Source organism: Thiocapsa sp., from assembly GCF_018399035.1.
Classification (GTDB): domain Bacteria; phylum Pseudomonadota; class Gammaproteobacteria; order Chromatiales; family Chromatiaceae; genus Thiocapsa.
The window spans coordinates 3,377,924-3,399,779 of record NZ_CP073760.1 but is presented as its reverse complement, the minus strand read 5'-3'; the positions used below and the strand labels follow the sequence as shown (position 1 = coordinate 3,399,779).

The 21,856-nt window shown below is 67.3% G+C and carries 12 protein-coding genes; 1 reads left to right on the top strand and 11 read right to left on the bottom strand.

Annotation, left to right across the window (positions count from 1 at the left end):
- Nucleotides 1-259 precede the first annotated feature (259 nt).
- The 11 genes from KFB96_RS15365 to pglW all read right to left on the bottom strand — a co-directional run bounded on the left by KFB96_RS15365 (nt 260) and on the right by pglW (nt 20,923).
- Nucleotides 260-2,356 carry a DEAD/DEAH box helicase gene (locus tag KFB96_RS15365; RefSeq protein WP_213457623.1) on the bottom strand — a complete coding sequence of 699 codons (2,097 nt, stop codon included), beginning with the start codon at nt 2,354-2,356 and terminating at the stop codon, nt 260-262.
- A gap of 543 nt (nt 2,357-2,899) precedes the next feature.
- A complete protein-coding gene (gene brxD, locus KFB96_RS15360) occupies nt 2,900-4,231 on the bottom strand; it encodes a BREX system ATP-binding protein BrxD (RefSeq protein WP_213457624.1) in 1,332 nt (443 codons plus the stop codon).
- Between the two features lie 3 nt (nt 4,232-4,234).
- The gene (pglZ, locus tag KFB96_RS15355) at nt 4,235-6,952 is read right to left on the bottom strand and encodes a BREX-2 system phosphatase PglZ (protein WP_213457625.1); all 2,718 of its coding nucleotides are present in this window, start codon (nt 6,950-6,952) and stop codon (nt 4,235-4,237) included.
- A 3-nt stretch (nt 6,953-6,955) separates the two neighbouring features.
- Nucleotides 6,956-10,633 carry a phage resistance protein gene (locus KFB96_RS15350; protein ID WP_213457626.1) on the bottom strand — a complete coding sequence of 1,226 codons (3,678 nt, stop codon included), beginning with the start codon at nt 10,631-10,633 and terminating at the stop codon, nt 6,956-6,958.
- A gap of 213 nt (nt 10,634-10,846) precedes the next feature.
- Nucleotides 10,847-12,172, bottom strand: a complete 1,326-nt coding sequence (gene pglX, locus KFB96_RS15345) for a BREX-2 system adenine-specific DNA-methyltransferase PglX (RefSeq protein WP_213457627.1) — start codon at nt 12,170-12,172, stop codon at nt 10,847-10,849.
- 8 nt (nt 12,173-12,180) lie between these two features.
- The gene (locus KFB96_RS15340) at nt 12,181-12,396 is read right to left on the bottom strand and encodes a DUF2283 domain-containing protein (protein ID WP_213457628.1); all 216 of its coding nucleotides are present in this window, start codon (nt 12,394-12,396) and stop codon (nt 12,181-12,183) included.
- Nucleotides 12,393-12,785, bottom strand: a complete 393-nt coding sequence (locus tag KFB96_RS15335; RefSeq protein WP_213457629.1) for a HEPN domain-containing protein — start codon at nt 12,783-12,785, stop codon at nt 12,393-12,395. The genes KFB96_RS15340 and KFB96_RS15335 overlap by 4 nt, the downstream gene beginning before the upstream one ends.
- Before the next feature lie 14 nt (nt 12,786-12,799).
- Nucleotides 12,800-13,141, bottom strand: a complete 342-nt coding sequence (locus KFB96_RS15330) for a nucleotidyltransferase domain-containing protein (RefSeq protein WP_213457630.1) — start codon at nt 13,139-13,141, stop codon at nt 12,800-12,802.
- Between the two features lie 75 nt (nt 13,142-13,216).
- Entirely contained in the window at nt 13,217-13,879 is a 663-nt protein-coding gene (locus tag KFB96_RS15325; RefSeq protein WP_300970381.1) for a transposase, read from the bottom strand.
- Between the two features lie 220 nt (nt 13,880-14,099).
- Nucleotides 14,100-16,550 (bottom strand): BREX-2 system adenine-specific DNA-methyltransferase PglX, encoded by a 2,451-nt coding sequence (gene pglX / locus KFB96_RS15320; RefSeq protein WP_213457631.1) that lies wholly within the window; start codon nt 16,548-16,550, stop codon nt 14,100-14,102.
- 116 nt (nt 16,551-16,666) lie between these two features.
- Nucleotides 16,667-20,923: a BREX system serine/threonine kinase PglW gene (gene pglW, locus KFB96_RS15315; RefSeq protein WP_213457632.1), complete on the bottom strand. Its 4,257-nt coding sequence runs from the start codon at nt 20,921-20,923 to the stop codon at nt 16,667-16,669.
- Between the two features lie 352 nt (nt 20,924-21,275).
- Between pglW and KFB96_RS26865 the strand changes: the two genes are divergently transcribed.
- On the top strand, nt 21,276-21,587 hold the full coding sequence (locus KFB96_RS26865) for a hypothetical protein (RefSeq protein WP_300970378.1): 312 nt from the start codon (nt 21,276-21,278) through the stop codon (nt 21,585-21,587).
- Nucleotides 21,588-21,856: the final 269 nt, after the last annotated feature.

Below are 21,856 nucleotides of genomic sequence, written 5' to 3'. Positions count from 1 at the left end.
CGGCGCGTTGAACCGCGTCCGTCGTGACATGGACGGCGCGGGGATTGCTTGGGTCTCGCGGATACGGGCAGGCGTAGGCGTCGACGCGGTTCAAGATGAGAGATACGATGTCGTGCAGCAGAAACCGAAATTGCTTGAGAACCCTCCGAATCCGGAACACATTTGCGTAGCGCCGACTGAAGTCGGCGGTCCCGGAATCGGGCTTCAATCGCGCTTCGCACGAGCGGATCGCAGTGGGTTGAGGACGGAGCTTCCGTGATCATCGTTTCTCCTTACCGACGTGGATACGGATTTGGCGGACAGGCTCATCCAAGACCTTCCGCGCCCCCTCAGTGTCGGTCAATCGGGCCACCAGTGCCGCCCTAGCCAGCGACTCCGGTAGACAAAGCGAAAATTTGAGCTCGGTTCGATCCATCCAGGGCTCCCAGGTCGCTTCGCAGCAGGGTGCCGCTCCCGTCATCAGTAACTCCGGTAGCCGGTCGCGCACCTGCATGAGGGTGATCGCAAAGTTGTCGAAGCGTCGGACTTCGATCTTTGCCGCGCCCAGGATCTGGGCAAGGACCGCGTTCGCACCGAATCCCGCGAAGGTCCACCACCTCGTGACGCCCGCATCGTCGGTCACGAGTGCCGTTTCGCCCGACCCGCAGAAGGGGGCTTCGTCGCGCAGCTTGGCGAGGTGCTCGCGGGCACGACGGGAGAGGGTGACCTCGGGATCGATGCCGGACAGCGTGCTGCCGACGGCCCGGCAGAGCCTGAACCCCAGCGCTCGACCCGTCCCCGCCCAATGGGTCCGACCCTGGCCTTGAGAGGGCTCAACCTGGGCGATGCGGCGCGTCCAGTCGACCGAACGCAGCATCCAGCCGCGACCGCCGAGTTGAAGAACGACCGGTCGATGGTCTTCCTGCCGCAAGCTCAGGGGATCGACGGTACCGATCTCGACGAGGCCATGGCGCACCAGGATCTGCATCGGCGAGGTAAAGACCGACAAGAGATCGAGGAAGTTTCGCCGACCGAGTTCGCGCTCGCCGCGCGGACCGAACCATAGCAGACCGCCGTCGTCCCACAAAAGGTCGTTCGCCCGCAGATGGTCGAGAATCTGCCCGATCGCCTCCCGGGTCACATCCCCGAAGATCGCTTGCATGTCATCCTGAAGCGCATCCACACGCGCCCCGCGCGTCTCCAGGATCCGCGCCAGAATCTGCTGGGCAACCACTTGGTAGGGATGACCGGGCGGCTTGACGTCCTCCACCAAGCCCTGCCGCCACAGCGAGGCGAGAGCAACTGAACACAGCAGAGCCTCATCGGTCGTCGCCAGGAAGAGGCAGTTCCTGCGCGTTCCGGGCCTGCGTCCGGTGCGCCCCATCCGTTGCAGAAACGAGGACACCCTGGCCGGGGCGTCGATCTGGATGACCCGGTCCAGATCCCCGACATCGATCCCCAGCTCCAGGGTGCTGGTGGCGACAATCACGCAGTCGTTGGTCTCGCCGAAGGCGCGCTCGGCCTGTCGGCGCTCCTCCAAGGCGAGCGAGCTGTGCGAGACGAAGACCTGAACACCAGCGCGACGCAGCGCCCCGGCAAGCGTTTCCACGCGGCTCCGGCTGTCGCAGAAGACCAGGCGCTTCTCACCGCGATGCAGACGCGAGAGCACCAAGGCGGCGTTTTCGAGGGATCCGACGAAGTCGATGGTCACGTCCGCATCGTCGGATGCCCCGCCCGCGCCGATCACTCGCCCGGGGCCGCCGAGCGCGAGCCAGCGCAACAGCGCCTCCGGATTGCCCACCGTCGCGCTGAGACCGATCCGTTGCAGGCGATGCCCCGTCAGTTGCGCCAATCGCTCGATCAATGCCAGCAGATGCCAGCCCCGGTCATCGCCGGCAAAGGCGTGGAGCTCGTCGACAACGATCGTGCGGACCGACTGAAACAGGTCCCGTCGCCCCGGATCCCTGGAGGTCAGCACCCCTTCCATGGACTCGGGGGTGATGAGGAGCAGATCGGGAGGCTCCGCCACCAGACGCCGCCGGGCGCTCGCACCCAAGTCGCCGTGCCAGAGTCCAACGCGCCTGCCGACCAGACCGAGATAGCGCGTCAGGCGCGGCTCCAGATTGTTCAGCAGGGCCTTGATCGGACAAACATAGAGCACGCCGAGCCCCGACCACGACTCGGCAAGCATCCGCGACATGAGCGGTAGCACCGCCGCTTCGGTCTTGCCGCCGGCCGTCGGGGCGAGCAACAGGCAGTCCTCGCCGCCGAGGATGGGCGCGATGGCCGCAAGCTGGGTTGGCCGAAGCGTGGACCAGCCAAGCGAGTTGACAAGGTGATACTGCAGGGCCGGATGAAGACGCTCGAAGGGAGTCACGGTTATTGGTTCAATTGCCTGTCGTGACCGATCATCCTAACCCCGGACCGCCGACTTCAGTCGGCGAGACAGGCCGACTGAAGTCGGCGGTCCCGATGACGACGTGATACTGCAGGGCCGGATGAAGACGCTCGAAGGGAGTCACGGTTGTTTGTTCAATCGCCTGTCGTGACCGATCGTCCTGACCCCTGGGACCGCCGACTTCAGTCGGCGAGACGGGCCGACTCAAGTCGCCGGTCCTGATGACGACGTGAGACCGCAGGGCCGGATGAAGACGCTCGAAGGGATTCACGGTTATTGGTTCAATTGCCTGTCGTGACCGATCATCTTAACCCCCGGACCGCCGACTTCAGTCGGCGAGACGGGCCGACTGAAGTCGGCGGTCCCGATGACGACGTGATACTGCAGGGCCGGATGAAGACGCTCGAAGGGAGTCACAGTTGTTTGTTCAATCGCCTGTCGTGACCGATCATCTTAACCCCCGGACCGCCGACTTCAGTCGGCGAGACAGGCCGACTGAAGTCGGCGGTCCAACTGGGCCGACTAAAGTTGGGGGTCCGGGGGAACATCGAGCTGAATGTCGTCGACGCCGAGTGCGCCGCGCGCGGCGCGCTCGGTGGGTGTCAACTCGCTCTCCGCGACCGTCAGGGCATAGTGCACCCGCGGATCGAAATCGGGAAACTGATCGATGCGGTCCAGCACGTCGGCAACAAGCTTCTTCAGATAGACCCGGGGGGCGATGCCGACCCGGCCGCCCAGTTGACCCGTCACCGCGGTCGCCAGGTCCGCCAGGTAGGCATCGTCCGCGGCGGCGCGGATACGCTCCGCAACCTTTGACTGATCCGCATAGAGGTCACGGACCTTGCGGCCAACCTCACACAAGGATTCCAGTCCGAAGCCCGGCAGCCTGATCTGCACTGCCCTGGGATTATCAAAACGCGCCGCGGTGGCGAAGTCGGTATGTAGCCGCTGAGACAGCGGCGGGAGCCGCTGTGCCCCCTGGGGTCCGTCGAAAAAGGCCGGGGTTCCGGTGACCAGCAGATAAAGACCGGGGAAACGCCCGGTGTCGATCTCGTCGAGCCACTGGCGCAGGGCATTGAGCCCCTTGTCGCGGGTGTCGCCGCGCATCCGTTGCAGGGTCTCCACCTCGTCGAGAACCAGCACCAGGCCCGCGTAACCGGAGTCCCTCAGGATGGTGAGGAGTCCCGCGAGAAAGCTGGTCGCCCCGAAGTGATCGATCGCCCCTTGGATGCCGGCCACGCGCTTCACCGCGGCCCCGACCGTGGGCTGTCCGGAGACCCAGGCCATCAAACCCTCGGCGATCGCGGGTTCATCGCGCAGCAGCGCCTGGCGGTAAGCCCGCAAGGCGGCCGAGAAGGCGGGCGCCACCCGTGTGACATCGGCCAACCGCTGTTCCATCAGGCGGTCGGTCGCCGCCACCAGCGCAGACGCATCGCCCGGATCGATCCGTCCGTCAATCAGCACATCCTGCTCAAGGGTGTAGAACCAGCCATCGATCACGCCGCGAAAGGCGCCGTCGCCCTCGCTCGTCGTCAACCGCTCACAGACCCGCCGGTAGACGGTCTCCATCCGATGCAGCGGCGTTTCCGTCTCCGACGCCTGGATCTCACTCGTGGCGAAACCCAGGGTCCGCGCATGCTCCTGAAGCCAGCGGCCGAAGAAGGTCTTGCCGCAGCCGTATTCACCGCGCACGGCCTTGAACAGGCCCCGCCCCGTGCGGATGGTCGCAAGCTCCTCGGTCAACGTCGGCGCAAAGCCGTCCAGCCCGACCGCCAGCAGATCCAGTCCGGACTCAGGGACGGTCCCGCGGCGCAGGGCGCCGATGACCTCGTCACGACGGGAGGGCGCCGGCATCGACTAGGCGTCCTTGATCTGGAACTGGAGTTTTAGCAGGTCGCGGTTGAGCGTGACGGCGCCAGCCGCCTCGTCGACCGAGACCACGGCCGCCCGATCCAGATTGAGCACCCGCCGGACCGCGCTGAGAAATCCACCGATCCGAACCATCGGCATGCCGAGCTCCCGGGCGAGCGCACTCTTTCCGAGCACGCCGCCGCGGCTGCCGAGGGCGAGCAGGAATCGCCGCAGTTCCTCATCACTCGGGGCAATGCGTGCGGCCAAGCGCTTCTGCTCGGCATAGACGGGTGAGGCCATCAAGCGCTCCACCCAGTCATCGACCCGCGCAACGTTCGGCGCCTGCGCAAAGAGGTCGGACTGCAACGCATCGATCTTTCGTCCTTTTTTCGCTGGTGGCGCCGGAGTGGCCAATGGCACGCCCGGATCGACCGACGCGCGCGGGCCGACCGGCGCCACGCCCCCTTCACTCGCCTCCCACCAGGGCGGGAGCAGCGGGGGGACCGGCACCCAACCGGCAACATCCCGGCCCGCCGGCACCAGCGTCAGCAGCGGCACCAGCACCTCCTGAGGCGTGATCCCGCCGTGATAACCGGTCTTCTTGCCCGCGTACCTGACCCCTTCGCTCCAGGGCAAAATGACCCGCGACAAGCCGCCGGGGGCGAGCACGCGATCACCACTCAGCTCGATTTCGCCGGCGTCGATGGCCCCCTCGCAGCGGCGCCAGCGATCCCCGTCCACCGGTTCCCGCAAGGGGCCGCGCGCTGTTGCACCCTCGTCGAGGACGTGACCGTGGTCGGCGGTGATGAGCAGGGCGCGTCCCGCCAGTCGGGCCTCATGCAACAGCGGGCCGAGGAGGCGCAGTGCGCTGACCGACCAGGTCTGATGCAGTTGATCCGAGCCGCCCAGGTGGTCATCCACCGCGTTGTAGACCACCCCCACAACCTGGATGTCCAGCGACCGCAGCGCCTCCCGCACGCCATCGGCCAGCCCGCTGCCGTCGCCAAGCTCGGACTTGTGAAACAGGACCGGGCGCGCCGTCGCGCGGGACACCGCCAACAGGTCCGGATGGCGCCCGAAGCCGGTCTTCTCTTGGGCGGCGAGGCCCAAGGTCCGCCGCCCACACAGCAGGCTGGCCCGAGACCCCTCGGTCAGGGTCGGCAGCATCGCTACCCCGACCCTGGCCGGCACACCCTCGCGCGGGGCCACCTCCATCCAGCCTTGCGCCACCAGACTCTCGGCGAGGGCGCGCAGCACCGGAAGACTCATCCCGTCCGCGACCAGCAGCAGGGCCGGGCACTGTGCCGTCAGCGGCGCCAACACCGAGACAATCACGTCTTCAACCGGCACCAGCGCCACGTCGGGTTTGTCCGCAACCCGGCGCACGGCCCCGGCGGCCGTGTTCCAGGCCACCAAGAGGTCGGCGAAACGGCGGTTGAAGCGCTCGCGCCGAGCACGGACCGCAGCCGTGAGACGCGCGAAGGCCGCAGACAGGTCCGCAAGCTCATCGCCTCCGATCAAGACCATCCGCGCCCAGTCGACGAACGAACCCGCGGCGGCGTAATCCGCCGCCGCCGCGGCAACATCGACCGGATTCTGTTCGAGGCTGGCCAGCCAGCGCAGAAGCCGCAGAGACTGTGTGACCCGACGGCATCGCGCGGGATGATGGACGGCCTGGCGGTGGTTCAGCACGCCTTGCGCTGCTGCCTCACAGCGGCGCAGCGGCTCGGCGCCCGGCGTCGCCACCGCGACCTCGATCGTCTGCGCATAACGCAACAAGCGCGCCTCCAAACCGGCCTGGAGCACGTCGCTGGACTCGGCCAAACTGCCCAGGCCAAGCTCATCGAGGAGCAGATCGGCGCGGGCGAGCATAGCCCGCCGACGGGCCGGATCGGAGAGACGCTCCAACGCGGCCAGGGCGGCGGTCGCCCAGCCACGTCCGCCCGACCGCTCGATCCGCTGCCCCTCGGTGAAGCGCTCAAGTCGTGCGGCGGCGGACAGGCGTGGGTCGGTCTCGCTGTCGGTGCGGAAGATCAGCTCGCAGACCAGCCCGATGGGCAGGCAGTCGACACCCCGTCCCGCGGCAATGCAGGCCACCAGCGGGCGACCTGCCGGCCCGGCCGAGCCTGTCAGCCAATCGGCAACGTCGGCGCGCATCGGATCGGCGAGCGTCTGAAAACGACCCGAGGCATCGTCGCGCAGGGTCCATTCCACCAGCGTCAGCGCGTCGGGTCTCGGCTCCCCGATCCCCAGCGCCGAGGCCATCACCTGGCCCCAGGCGAGGTCGCCGGAGAGGAAACCGCCCGGTGCCGGGGGATACCCACTGCTCGGTGCATGCTCGACCAGCCAGTCGGCAATCCAGTGCAGCCGCCCTAACCGGGGGTCGATGTCCCGCGCCTGAAAGCTGTCGCGAACCAGCTCCCAGCTCTGCAGCCGAAACACCCGACCCCGCGCCAGACGGGCCAACAGGTCCGCGCCAAGGCACTGGTCGTCCGACCCGGTCAGCAGAACCAGACCATCGTCGTCTTGGGTGTCGTCCAGCAGCGCCTCGCGCGCCGCCAGTGGAGACTCGCACCAGACCAGCCGGAAACCCTTGGGGCCGACCTTGATGCGCTCCGGCCAGGCCCCCGGGGCGGCGGCATGGATCGCCAGGGTCCGCGCCTCGGCATCGCGTTGAATGACCGTGGCGACCTGCTGTTGGATCTGCCGCGTGCTCGGCACCATCGCCTAATCTTCCCCGTCGGTCAGGATCCGCCACTCGATGTCGAGCCGGGCATCGGGGTGCTCGGTCATGGTCTGCCGGACCCGACCCAGGACGGCATCGGCGGCGACCGCATCGAGACCTGCCGCGCGCTCCTCCAGGATCACGCGCAGACCTGGCCGGCGAGGCGGTGGTGGTGGTGGCTGAGGCGGAGGCGGTGGCGGTGGCGGCACCTCGCTCAGCAGCCGCAGCGCCTTCCCCCGCTGTTCGTCGAGCGCCGGTTTGAGCGCGATGGCATGCTCGTCCGCGCTCAGCACCTCGATGACCCGCTCCCTGATCCGCGCGGCCTCGTTTCGGCGCGGGTCGTCGAGCTTCCAGACGGCCTCGAAGAGCGGCCAGTCCGCGGTGCGAATGGATTCCTCGAGCGTCTGCGCCTTCGCCAGGATGGCGGCCATCGCCGCTTCGGAGGTCAACACCTCGGCCTCTGCCAAGGCCGCCGCGCGGTCGCTGCCGCCCGCCGCCAACACCCGTTCGGCCAGGGCCAGGGCCGCATTGGCCGTGATCAGTCGGGGCGCCTGTCCGTCCTTCACGCCCAAGGCCGTCAGCCGTCGCCCCAGCTCGGCGGCGAGCGCCCGCAGCGGGATGCGGAGCGGCACGATCAAGGCGCTCAGATCATCGATCAGTCGGGTCAGGTTGGCGGCGTTCAGACCCTGCGCCTGCACCCTCCCGAACAGGCTCGCCATCCGTCCCACGGCCTTGGTCCAGTGCTCCGGCGTCGGCAAGGTTTGTTGCCTCAGGGCACACTCGTCCTGGATGCGCTCGATGCCGGCCTTGATCGGGGCCGAGCCCTGGAAGAAGCCGTAATCGCCTTGATCCGCGTAGGTGAGGATGACCAGATTCTGCAACTCAATCGGCAGTCCCATGGGGTCCGGCTGATCGATCCAGGCGCGCAGCAACGACACCGTGAGTCCGGCGGCTGCCGTGCCTTCGGCGGGTGTCTGCCCGATGCCTTCCATGGCCTGTTTCTGGTGGAAGTGCGTGCGCCAATGGCTGCCGAGCACGAAGTGGGTGTCCCCCGTCTGCCCCACCTTGAGCGGATCGGCGATCGACTTGACCAGGGCACGCAACGACCGATCGGCGACATAGACGCGCTGGTCCGGTGCCTGAACCGCCTGTTGGATCACCCCATGGACCTTGTGCAGGACCGCCGGGCGGATGTCGGTCTCGAAGCGGGGATGCGCCGGGTACTGGTGGGCGAGGAGCTGATCAAGCAGCCCCTTGAACGCCTCCCCGACGTTGGCGCCCACGGGCATGCGCGCACTGAAGGTCGGTTCGAGCGAGCGGATGTGCTCCCCCGCGGCCAGCACCGTCTCGACCGCGTCGCGCGGCTCGTTGCTGATCCCGTAGGTCGCCTCCAAACACTGCCGCATCCGCTGCTGCAACTGACTCTGTTGATTCTTAAGAAGTGCCTTGGCCTGCGCCTGGTCCACCTGAGACAGATGACCCGCGAGCTCGCCAAAGCGGTCGCCGGTCAGGATGGCATCGATGCGCACCAGGATGCCCAACTCCTTCAGCGCCTTCTGGCTGAGAAAGTTCGGCAGCCAGAGCAGGGTCTGGGCGGTACCCGCGAAGCGTTGGAGCCGAGCGATATCGTCCCGAGCGGTGTAGCCCGGATCATCGAACGGAAAGTCCAGGACCAGCGTCCAGGCCCCCTCGCGCCCGCGCAGGCGACCGTCATCGACCTCGCGCACATTGTCGAAGATCACGTCGACCGCTCTGCGCGTCCCGCGCCACGCAAAGCTGTAGGTCGAGAAAAGGTCGTTGCCCTCGGGGATACCCAGCTCGGCGAACAGCATCTCGCGGACCTTGCGCCGCCGGTTGCCCTGGTTGTCGTAGGAGGCCGCATTCTCCAGGATGGGCGCCAGGTCGATCCCGGTCACCTGGATGGAGAGCAGCGGGTTGAAATCCTCGCTGACCTTGATCTCGCCGACCTCGGCCGCCCACTCCCGGCAGCGACTCATCACGATCTGGGCCTCGCGACCGGGGATCGGCGCCTTGATGGTGCCGTGATTGAGCGCGGCCAGGCGCGCGGCGGTGAGCGCCCGCAATGATTCAACCTCCGGCACCAGCGCCGCCAGCAGAAGCGTCTTCAGCAGTCGAGCATCATTGGTCAGTCGCTGCGCCGCCTGGGGGTCGGCCAAGTGCGCACGCACGTCCTGCCAGGTGATCCCGTGGCGCCGCTCCAGCATGGGCAGCAGTTTCTGATAGTAGAGGGTCTTGGCGTTGTTGAAGTGCAGGCGCATCGCATCGGAGAAGGGTTCGTCGCCCTCGGCGATGACATCGAACAGATCCCCCACCGGAATCAGTTGCCCCAGCTCGAGATCGTTGCGCCGGTCCACCAGGAGTTGCTGCATCAGCTTCAGCGCCGTGCGCTCCCGCTGGAGCACCGAGGAGACCGCAACCAGGGTCTGCACCAGGGCAGGACTGAAGGGATAGACCTGGCGGAAGGCGTGCCACTGCCCGTCGCCCGTGAGCAGGGTGGCGGAGACGTCGGCACGCAGGTCCCGCAACGCGGCAAAGGCGGTATCGATCTGTTCACGGGCCTGCTCGTCGCGGGGGCGCAGCAGGCGTCGTTCCGCGATCACCGGCAGATTGCGATCCTCCAGGCGGATCTTCTCGAAGCGGGCCTCCCAGTATTTGAGCGTGTCGGCGAACTGGAGCAGCAGGGCGCCGGCCAGGTTCTCGCCCACCAGCTCACGCAGATCCCGCTGGCGTGCGACAAAACTCACCAGGGGGATCGGGCGGTCGGCGTACTGGGCCTCCACCAACTTGGAGAGCTTTGCCCCCTCGCTGCTGACAAAGGCGGTGTCGGCCGCCCGGCTCGCGAGCCACAGGATCAACTCGTCCAGGAACAGAATCACCGCGTCATAGCCCAGGTCGCGGGCGTGCTTGCAGAGCACCGAAAGGCCCTGATCCAACGGCAGGAAGGACTCTCCCTGCACCCCGGCGGCGGTCCGATAGGCGCTGAAGAAGGCACTGATCAAGTCGCCGACCAGCCGAACGCGCTCATCCGCGGCCGGCGGTTCCAGCTTGGCCGTCCCGTAAGTCGCGGCATCCCAACCCCCGGCGAGCCCTCCCCAGCCTGAACCTCCGCCCCCGGCGGCCTCGTTCAGGGCCGCGAAGAACGCCGTATCGCCCATGCGCTCGCGCATCGTCTCGGCGTCGTGGAACAGGTGCTCCGCCACGTAGAACCCCGGCACCGGTGACTCGGGATGCAGCCGTCGCACCTGTTCGGCATAGCCGCCGAGGATCGCCGACTCCAGATCGGTCGCGCCGATCATGTGATAGGGCACCAGCAGGAAACGCCGGCCCTCGGTCCAGGCGTTGTGGCGTGCAACCACCGGAGCCAACTCGACGATCGAGCGCGCATGGGGATTGCCGGCCAAGAGCAGGTTCAGCACCGCCATGAAGTGGCTTTTGCCCGAGCCGAAGCTGCCGTTGAGGTAGATCGCTTTGCTGACCGCGGCGGCGAGCGCATTCTGGATGAACCCCAGCGCCTCGTCGAAGCAGTGCACGAGCTGCTCCGTTACCACGTAATCATCGAGCGTGCGCTCGGCGTCCGCCAACCCATGGGACAGGCGCAGCACGAAATCGCTTTGGTGGACCTGCTCCGGGATGGGGATCAGCTCGCTCAGCAGTGTCATCGAGGACTCCCTGTGATTGGGTTGGTGCGGAACCCGTCGCCGCTGTCTTGCATGGTAGCCTCTTCGTGCTCGCCGGCCCAAGGCTCACGGGATCGCAACAGCCAGCCCGGAGCGCCGACTTTAGTCGGCACGGCGGACCGCCGACTTCAGTCGGCGTCTTGTCTCAACTCGCCGACTGAAGTCGGCGGTCCGGGGATCCATCCCGCAAGGCCCTCACCGGGCGCGACGAGGTCGCCCTCCCCGCCTCGGTGTCGTTGCGGCAGGGGGCGACCAGGCCCGCAGCGCATCCAGCGTCAGGCCGAGCGCGCGAGCCTCATCGGCCAGAAAATCCGCGACATACTCGCCCATCCGCTGATCCGTGTCGGGATCAACGTCGTTGTGCCACTGCAGGATCCAGGGCAACAGCTCCTGAACGCCGCACAGCAGCGGGGTCAGGCGCCCGGCGTCCCAGCCCTCGCGCTCCTTCATGTCCAGATAGTAGGCGGCGATGGCCATGGCCTGCTGCAGCGGACTCCAGCCGGCCCACAGGATCGGCAAGCCGCGGTCGCTGTCGCGCTCGCAGCCGGGCAAGCTCACGAAACGCTCCTTGGGCACGTCAAGACCGCCGCGCAGGCTCCACCAGGTCGCCTTGATGAAGTCCGCGGACCGGTACTTCGGCGGCACCGGAATCGCGCCCAACTCCGCCTGCTTGCGGCGGCGCTGCTCAGCCGCCAGGGCCTCGGCGGTTGCCTGCGCGGAGACGACTGGGTCGGCCTGCGGATCCAGAGCCTGGCGAGCGCGCTGCTCGGATTCAACCTGCGCATCAATGGCATCCTCCCGGCGCTGGAGGCGCCAGGTCTCTTCCCATTGGGCGCGTTTGCGCAGTCCCGACTCCTTGTAGCGCAGGACCGGCAGGAAGGGCACGGACTCGGACTCGACCAGCTCGGCAACCAGGGCCGGCAGGTCGAAGTCCACCCGCCCCCGATAGACCGCGGCCAGCGCCATGAACTCGGGATCATCATGAAGCCGGTCCGCCAACCGGACGGTGGTCGTCACCTTGGGCTCGGGCGCCTGGACCCCGGCCGTCTCCGGACCGATTCGGCCGGAAAAGAGCGTCTCGAGACGATCGAGCAGCCAACCGCGCAGCGCATCGCGCTCCTGCTCCTCCCAAGGCGTCCAGGACCAGCGCCGCTTGTACTCCGGGCGTTCGATCAGTGCGATGTTGCGGTCGGACTCGATCAGCGCGATCCGCTGCGCCACCAAGGCCCGGTAATCCTCCGGCCAGTGCGCGGGGATCGCGGTGATCGGCGTGGATCCATGGCGGGTGAACCAGGCGGTCTCCAACGCGCCCGCCGCCATGCGCCGGGCCATCAGGATCTCGAATGCACGCTCGCCCAGCGCGACCTCGGGCGGGCGATCGGTGTCCAGCGGCGTATCGAGCAGGCCGTAGAGGCGATAACAACGCCAATCCAGTTCTTCCTGAAGGGCGATCATCCGGCGCCGGATGCCCTCCGCCCGTGCTCGGGACCTGTCGAGCCGCTGTCGCAAGGGTTCAGTCATCGGGCGTCTCAGGCGGCGTCCAGGGTCTGAAGAGGCGGGTGCGACACCGACAGACGCCGGATATCGGCCTTGGTGCTGGCGTGTTGCACGTCGATGCCGACCAAGGCCCCGTTGGCGTCGTAGTCGAGCACAACGCCCTCGGAGACCTCGTCCGAATCGGTCGCAGGCGAATCCGTCAGATGGATATAGAGTGAATCGGTCGTCGGGTCGTAGGCGAGTCTCATGGTTCTCCCTCATGCGAGGTGAAGGCCCGGTGAACCTCGGCGATAAAGGCTTTTGACTGGTTCACCATCCATTCGGCTTGGCCTTTCGTAACCGGACCGCCCGTGTAATCGGCAGCCAGTCGCAGCTCCGATGCCCGGTTCAGAGCCCGGCCGAGCTCCACGGGCAGGCGTCCCGTCTTGACCAACCTCAGACCGAACGCTGTGATCAGACCACTGTGGGTTCGCACCTTGGTCATCTCTGCATCAGCGTCGGCGCCTGGCCGGGAGGCGATCAAGGCAGCCCGGGCGGCGTCGAACATGGCGTAGTAGGCCCGGTTGCAGGCCCCCTCCGGATCCCCCGCATTCAGCAGCAGCTCTGCCGAAGCCGAAGCCCGCTTGGCCTTGTCCATCAGGTCTGCAGGCGTCACAGTCTGATGCCCTCGCGCTTGACGTTGCGGATCAGCGTCGGAGCGCTGTGATGCTCGGGGTGCTCCCACTCATCTTCCCAAATCGGTAGGGGTTGGATCAGCACCCCGGTTTCCAGCAGCACGTCGAAGGCGATGTCGGCCAAGTCGAGCTTGGTGTCGAGAAAGTGTCCGCGCGGTCCCCGCAGCAGAATCGCCACGTCTGCGTCGCTATCCGCACGATGACTGTGTCGCGCCCGGCTACCGAAGAGGAGGGCCCCGGCCAGGTCGTAACGCTCCGCGATCCGCGCGAGATAGGCCCGAGCCGCCCGCGCGGTCTCGGGATCGAGTGGTTTGGACATCAGTTTCGTTCGAGCCTCACTTAGGAACAAGCTTGCAGGATCATCGCACCTTGCGCACATCTGACCACCAGGCAATCACGACCTCACCCCACCCGAACAACCGACTTCAGTCGGCCCGGGACCCCCAGCCTCAGTTGGCAAGCACGGACCGCCGACTTCAGTCGGCTCGGGAACACCAACTTCAGTTGGCATCTCCACTCGCCGACTAAAGTCGGCGGTCCGTCGGTGCGCACTTCCGAACGGCCACTCCTCCGCCCGCTCGACAAAACCGGCCTTGACCGGATTCTGGTCGATGTACCGGATCGCCGCCGCAAGGTGGGCATCATCACGGATATAACGATCGAAGTAATCCCTGGCCCAAAAGGCCCCGGTCCGTCCCAGCAGACGATTGGCGGCGACTGCCGAAGACCCCTTCCAGCCCTGCACCACCTTAAACAAGGCATGGTCCGGCCAGGTCTCGACCAGCAGATGGACATGATTGGGCATCAGCGTCCAACCCAGCAGCCGATACCGGCTGCCGTCAAACCGCAGGAGCTCCGCCTCGACCAGACCGGCGATCTGTGGGTTGCGCAGCCAGCAGGCACCGAAGCCGGCATTGAGCTGACCCTCGATCAGCTCCCGCCGCGCCGCACTGTCCCCGGCCGCCGACCGCATCTGCTCAAGCACAGACCTCGGCAGCGAGTCGGCCAGCCGAAACGTCACCCCCTGAATCAACCCGGGCGTATCCAAATGCGGCAAATACCCCCTCGAATACCACCCCAAAGGCCCACCAGGACCGCCGACTTCAGTCGGCCCGGGACCACCGACTTCGGTCGCCCCAGACGGACCGCCGACTTCAGTCGGCCCGGGACCACCGACTTCGGTCGGCCCGGACGGAACGCCGACTTCAGTCGGCCCGGGACCACCGACTTCGGTCGGCATCTCGACTCGCCGACTAAAGTCGGCGGTCCCTGGGCTTTCAGCCTTGGTCATCGGAACCCCCGGACGAGTCGGCCGAAGGCCCCGGTGTCTTGGCCTTGGCGTCTGCCAACACGGCGGCTGGCAGGCACTCGGCCAGCTCTCGGGCCAGGGTGTCGAGCTGGCTGGCGAGGTCGGTGGGTGGGGGATCGACGAGGGGGAACTCCTGCACCTTGGTCCCGTTGAAGGCATAGAAGTCCTCGAACGGCGCCGTGCGCTGACGGGCGCCATGCTGGTCCACCGTGCTCCCCTTGTTGTGGCAGACCTGCTTCAACCAGAAACAGGCCGTCGAGCTGTTGAGTAACCCGAGAAGCGCCAGATGGTCATCCTCGGTGGCGCCAGCCGGCAGCTTGATGACCGGTGCCGTACGATTGAACACCTTGCCGCCGCGATCGAGGACGAAGTGGTTGTGGGTGGCGATGTCGGCGAAGGTGATGCTCAGCGGCAACTGATTGCGGCGAATCGGAATCTGATGGTACTCCCACCAGGGACGACCCGCTTGGAAGTAAGTTTGATTGCCGAAATCCCGGCGGTTTCCCAATAGAGTGCGGCTCCACCAAAGACGGTGGCTGAGTCGGCTTTCTTCTATTAGCGTGATATCAGAGGTGTATGGAAACAGGATTGGATCTAGCCTGCCAAGCCCCCAATCGCGCACGGTGTCGCCAACGACGAGATCCCGCCAGAGCGCACTATCTGTGCTGATTCTTTCGACGGTTGACTGTTGAAATGCCTCTTCTTCGCTGATGATGCATCCAAATCCGATTTCGTGTAGCCGACTCCGGAGTAAGGTTGTGTGAGAATCGAGGAACTCCCGCAAATCCGCCGCACCCCCACCCCCAATACTCCAAGGATGCCGCCCAAAAACGCCACGGGGCACATCGGAAACACTCACAAATTCCCCCACGCTCCCCGCCCGCTCCAACTGCTCGAGAATCGCCGTCCACACCAACCCCTTGGCCGGATCATCCGGCGTCGCCGGCTCCCCCTTGATCCCCATCACGGTGCGCACGACCGACTCAAGCGGCCGCCGGTTCCGACCGAACAGAATCACCGTCGGCGTCCCATGGCCAGGAATATAGGCGCCTGAGGTCGCGATGACGTGCGTCAGATCCACCCGCGGCAGGAAATTCTCGATGAGCTTCTTGCCGAACTCCCGCTTCATGAATGAGTCGGCGACGATCAGCCCCACGTAGCCGGCGGGCCGCTGATCGCCGGCATCGACTGCCAGATCGAAGAAGCGCTCGGTGAAGGGCGCCACCAGCGAATACTTCATGTGGCAGGTGTCTTTGTAGAGCCCGCGATAGAGCCCATTGAGCGCCGGATCCTTCACGGTGATATAGGGCGGATTGCCGACCACCGCATGATACCGCTGCCCCAGGATGCGATTGACCGCCTCCAGGTCCTCCGTCGCATAGGCATGGCCGAACCCGGCGCCGGCCAGATTCTCCGCCTCCCCGCCCAGGTCCAGGGCATTGAAGCGCCGCCCGTGGAGCAGGCTGTCGCCGACCGCGATGCGGACCTGAAAATCGGGCGCGTCGGCGAGCCGCCCGATGCCCGCCGCGACGATGGCCGCCATGGTCAGCCGAAACCGGGCAATGGCCACCGCGTAGGGATTGATGTCGACGCCGTAGACCGCGTCCAACGCCCGCTGAGCCAGGTCGGGCAGGTTGCGTGCGGGCTCGTTGGCCGCCCAGAGATCAAAGAGTCGACGGAAGGCGCCGAGTAGGAAGTGACCGGATCCGCAGGTCGGGTCGATCAGCCGGATCTCGCGGTAGCCGACCTCTGCCAGGGCCGGGGTCAGGGTGCGGTCGAGGATGAACTCCTCGACGAACTCGGGCGTCTGGAGCAGGGCGTACTTTTTGCGCACCGGCTCGGAGAGGTCTTGATAGAGGTCGCCGAGGAAGCGGGTATCCAGGGGCTCGCACCTGAAGTCGTGGTCAAGCTCGCCGGTGTCCGGGTTCACCTGCTGCCAGAAGCGCAGGAGCGCCACGGCCCCGTCGCCGGACAGGGAGAGACGCCAGAGCGGGTTGTGGGTGCGATCGAAGAGCCCGCCCATGCCGGGCAAGCGGGCGGCGTCCTCGAAGCAGGCGAGCAGATAGTCCCGATCCGAATCCAGCGGCCGTGCCCGGAAGAACTCGTCGTGCCGGTCCTGGGCCAGGTCGCGCTGATGACGGGTCGCCCCGGAGAGCCAGGGGCGCTCCACGAGTCCGTTGTCCTCGATGAAGCGCAGGAAGACGCAGGCCAGCACCCAATGCACGGTTGCCTGGGCGATCTCGTCTTCCCGCCAGTCCGCATAGGTCTGGCCGATGCGGCCCGTCTCACGCGCCCGCTGCCACTCGGCGCGCAGGCCCGCCTCCACCTCGGGCTGTGCGTCGATCCGCTCGCGCAGATCGCTCACCAGGCGGGTCTGTAGCCCGCGCAGCCGGTCCAGTAGTTTGCGGCCATCGATCATGCGGTGACTCCGTTGGTGCCTTTGCTTCTATTCTTGACGGCGGTGCCGTGTTGGTTCCAGGCCGGGACCAGACTTGCCGACTGAAGTCGGCGGTCCAAGCCCCCGGACCGCCGACTTTAGTCGGCCCGGGACGGTCGACTTGAGTTGGCTTCTCTCGCCGACTGAAGTCGGCGGTCCTTTTGCTGTTCCCCGGTTCCGGTGCGGTGCAGGTTCTTGGTCCATGCCTCGGGGACGACGGCCCATTGCGCGGCGCTGATGGTGGGGATGGCGAAGCCGTCGACTGCGGGCGGGCCGGGGATGATCATGGGGACCAGCATCCAGAGTCCCGGCAGCCCGCCGGGGCGGCTTACGGCGTCCTGGAGGTCGGTCAGCAGGCCCTGGAGGCGATAACGGCCCATCAGTCCCGGCTGCGTGAGCAACACCGCTCGGGTTTCGGACAGGATCCGCTCGCGGACCGTCGGTACCGCCCGACTCACGAGTTGCTGGAGCCGGCCCCAGTCGCCCCCCCGGGGGCCGCCGCCGTCCGCCCGCGAGACCAGCGGCCAACTCACCTGGAGTGCCTCGGCCTGGTCGCGCATCGCCTTGAGCAGCAGTGCGTCGAGACTGAGGCGGGCGAGGTCGAAGCGGCGCAGCAGCTCGTCCTCCACATGCCGCGCCAGTCGCACACCGCAGCTCAGGGCCAGAAAGCCGCCGCCGCGGAGCGCACTGTCCAGCTTCTGCTCGAGTTGGCGGGCGGCGGCGATCTCCGGGGTGACGGGCAGGCCCGCGGCAATGGTGGCCAGGCGCTGATAGGTCGTGCTGGAGCCAGCCGTGGGGTCGAACTGACCGGCCGATCGCTCGTAGGCCGGGCCGTCGAGGTGGTTGGGACGCCAAACCAGATCCAGACCCGCCTCAGTCAAGAGCCCGTCCAGCGCCGGCGGCGCAGGCAACGGGGCCGCCTCCGGATAGCGCCCCAGGACGCGCTCCCGAATCTGCTCGACAGTGAGCTTCGGCTGCCCCGCGAGCGCACCGAAGGCGAGCGCAATCGCTTGGGCGGGCGCCATCCCGCGCGGGTAGAGCTCGCCGCGGCTGGAGAGCGCCGCCCGCACGGACGCGTCGGCCGCAAGCTTGACCAGCCGGGACGGCGCGGGGATCACGAGGCCATCGGGGGCCGGGACCGCTTGCAGTGCATCCCGGATCCGCTGCGGGGAGAGAATCGGCTCGACGACGGCCAGGCGGTCGGCCTCCCGACCCAGGGCCAGCACCCAATCGGCGCTCTCCTGGTCGCGGGCGACCAGGGGCTGACGGGGTCCATCGAAGACCAGAAAACGCGGAGCGGCGAGGCCGGCCTCGGCTTCCACCGCGGCGCGCGCGACCGCGCCGGCCAGGCTCAGACGCTCCTGGTCGACCCGCTCGACCGAGCCGCGGGCAGCCAGCAGCGCCCGCGCCGTCTCCTCGTTGGTCATGGCCCCGCCATGGGCTTCAAGAAGGGCCATGATCTGCTCGCGCACGGCCGTGATGGCGGGGGCCTTGAGCCAGCGCTCCCGAGCCTGCACCAGCGCATCGGTCACGCGGCCGCGGGCCAGATCGCAGGCCCGGGCGGCCGCGCCGAGCGCCGGCCAGAGCGCGGCTGGGGCGGCGCCGGATTCCGGCACGGGCTCCAGTCCGAGCCAGATGCCCAGGGCACGCTCCTCCGGGCGGTCATCCCCTAGGGGGCGTCGCGGCAGCAACCGGGCCGCGAGGTCGTCGATGCTGGAATCCGCGGCGCCCGGGCCACCAACGGCCTCGCTGTCAAGCAGCGTCAACCCGCCCGGCACCAGGTCGGGACGCAACTGCGCCAGGCGTTTGGCGCGCAGCCGGATCTCCTTGCGGACCTTGTCGCCGACGCCCTTGAGGTAGCGGAAGCGCACCCGATCGACCGCCAGCAGCTCGCGGACCGAGTGGATATGCATCTGGTCGAGCACGTTCTGGGCCTCAAGGCCATAACCCAGCTCGGCGATGGTGGTCGTGGGGGTTGCTCGGCGGGCGATGGCATCGAGGTCGTCCGCGTCGCTGGTCGGCCGCCGCGCCTCGTCGAAGACGCGACGCCAGGCGCGCAACATCTCCTCGGCATTGTCGTAACGCTCGCGGGCCTCGCGGCGTAGCGCCTTGGCAAAGAAGGCGGTGAGCCCCTCGCGCAGCGCCGGATCGAAACGCTCGGACTCGATCGTCGCTTCACAGTCCAGGGTCGCGGCCTCGCTCGCACCGTCGCCCCACGTCGGGAGGGCACGGCCGAGCAGCTCGTAGAGGGTCATGGCCACTGCGAAGCGCTCGGCGTAGAGATCCCAGCGCGGGGGTTTGCGCAGGCTCAGAAAGGGATCGAGATAGGGACGGGTCCCGGCATTCAGGTTCTCCGGCGCGGTGCGCGCGAGCGAGAAATCGTAGAGGACCAGCGCCAGACGCTTATCCTTGGCCGTCGCGATGCCGATGTTGTCGGGCTTGATGTCGCGGTGCGTGACCCCTTCGGCCTCCAGGTAGTTGACGACGGACAGCAATTCCTCGCCGAAACGGGCCACCAGATCGAGCGAGAGCGGTTCCGGCTCATAGATGCGTTTGCGCAGGGTCTGCTCGCCGGCCTGGGTCATCAGGACCGCGGTCCGCCCCGCAACGCTGCGGGTGCCGCGGTACTTGACGATATTGGGATGGCCCAGTTGCGCGAGGACCTCGCCCTCGGCGCGCACCCGCTCGTCCTGCGTCTGATCCAGTGCGACCTTGAGCACCAGGTCTTCATCCGAGCCGTCGGGACGCACCTTGAGGGCGACCGCACTGGAGCCTTTGCCCAGATGGGCCAGCACCGTGAAGCCCCCGTCCAGGCGGTCGTTCTTGCGCGCCACCGTCGGGTCGACAGTGGCCTCGGGCGCGGGTGTCGTCAGCTCGTCCTCGACCAGCTCAAGGTAGTCGAGAAACTCGTCGACGGTGGCGATGCGGCTGCTGACCTCCGGCTGGGTGCTGGATTGCACCAGGTCCTGCAACGCCTGGACGGACCCGTCCAGCGTATCGGAGATCCGCAGTCCGTGACCCGTGCGCAGGCGTTCGGCAAGCTCCAGGATGGAACTCGCCGGGGGCTTGCCGGTGAACAGCAGGTAGGCAATGGCCCCCAGGGAGAAGACATCCATGTGCGGCCCGGCGGCAATATCGGGACGGAGCGCCTCCGGCGCCAGATAGACCTGGCTCGGCGCTTCGAGGTGGGCCTCGATGTGCGCCGTCCCTTGCGTGCGCAGATGGGTGGCGCCGGCCGTCGCCTCGCGCACCGCAGCCTGCCAGTTGAGAACCTGCAGGACCGGAGCGGCGCTGTCCGGGGACTTCACCAGCACGTTCTGCGGCGCCAGCGCACGGTGATAGAGGCGCCGGCCGTGGGCATACCTGAGCACATCGGCAAGCTGCCGCAGCACCTGCAGACGCAGGTCCAGGTTCAAGGTCTCCGCGCGCTCGCGCAGCCAGAAGTCGAGTCGCTGGGCTTGCGGGTCCAGCTCGAAGACGAGCGCCGGACCCAGCTCCGACTCCTTGAAGTCGTAGAGCTTGACGATTCCCGGATGCGTCATCCCTTCGAGGATCTGAAACTCACGCAGCGCCGAGCGTTTGCGGTCCGCGCGCAGCGGCTCGCCGGCGCCCCCCGCGAAGGGGTAGACGCGGATGCGGCGATGGACGCCGGCACTGACATGCACCCCTTCGAAATCCTGCCAACCATCGCCCTCCGCGAGCAGGCCATTGAGCTGATAGTCGCCGACCCTACGGGAGCGGTTCGAGGGGCGAATCCCCGACTCGGCGATCGCCTTGACGATGGCCCGGGCCGCGGTGCGATCGACGCGTGGGGTCCGCACGGCACCCATCGCGCCGCCGACCGGGACCGTCAAGGCCGCAAGGATGCCCGGATCATCGGCACGGCCCGGCGTGCCGCGGCCGTGGACGTGCGCCCGGCCCGCGAGATCCAGTCGGCAGTCGGTGCGGGTGGAGGAGAGAAACACCAGGGGCTGCACCCAGGGGACCCGCAGCCTGGCCTTGGCCAGCGCCGGCTGGCGGCGCAGCAGCGCGACCAGCCGCTTGGCCTTGCGGTTGGTGAGCACCAGCGGGTTGTCGTCGGTGAAGCGGCGACCTTCGCCGCTCCAGGTCCAGGTGTGGGCATCGCCGGTCAAGAGGCCGGGGCGGCTCTTGATCTCGATCAGGAAGAGTCCCGCCGGCGCCAGGACCAGTGTATCGACCTCGTTGACCCGCCCATCATCATCGATGAACTCGAAATTCGACCAGGCGTGCCAGGGCTCCAGGTCGGGAAGCTGCTCCCGCAGCCAGTCGAGCGCCTCCCGTTCCCAAGGGAACTGGGATTGAGCGATGGCAGTCCAGCGGGACGTCATGGGCATGGGCAGTCCTGTTGCGCGCGATCGAATCGGGACGAGCGTGCCGGCGCCGGATGTGACGAGGCCCGACCTCCGTCCAATCAAGCAGCGACCTCATCCGGCCGTGAAATGTACCCGATCAACAGGCACCGGTGAACCTGCAAGACCCCGGGACCGCCGACTTCAGTCGGCGAAGATCCCCCGAAAGCCTAAGCACGCATGGGCCAAAAAACTCCGCTTCCGGCGTCTCGTCATGCGGCGATGATCTACATTGAATTGCCGATCTTCGTCCGTTGCTCCAGCACGAGCATCTTCGCCGCGGGCCGACTGAAGTCGGCGGTCCCGCGCTCGCCGACTGAAGTCGGCGGTCCCACGCGTGCCGCCTGAAGTCGGCGGTCCCGGGACCGGGCTTCAATCGCGCTTCGTACGAGAGGATCGCAGGCATGCGATTACCCATATCTTCGCATGCCCCTTCGCCCCCGCACCTGAACGGCTCGGCGGCGTGCTCGACAACGCTCGGTTTCTGATCTTGCCGTGGGTGCAGGTGACGAATCGCGCCTCCAAGGTCTTGGCGATGGCCGCGGCGCTTGCAGCGTTGGATCTCGACGAGACGGTGACCGTGACGGAGGCCGACGCCGCGCCCTTTGTCGCGCAACTGCAGGCGCTGGCCGTCGAGGAGTTCGCCTGACCGCGCATGTGACGGGTGTCGAGTCGGACAACGAGCGCTCCGGGCGCGTCCAAGCGGCGCTGAACCGGATCGCCGGCGAGATGAATCGCGTGCTCGCCTGAAGGAGCGCACCGTGGCGAAAGCGGCGGCCCTTCGGGGCACGCCGGCTGGTCGAGGATGCGGACCTGAGCCGCACATCGACATGTCGCTCGGACGCGGCTTAACGCGAGGTCGCGGTGTGAGGCCGTTATCTGGTATTTTTGCGCAGTGCAGCATTCGGGGCGTTCGTC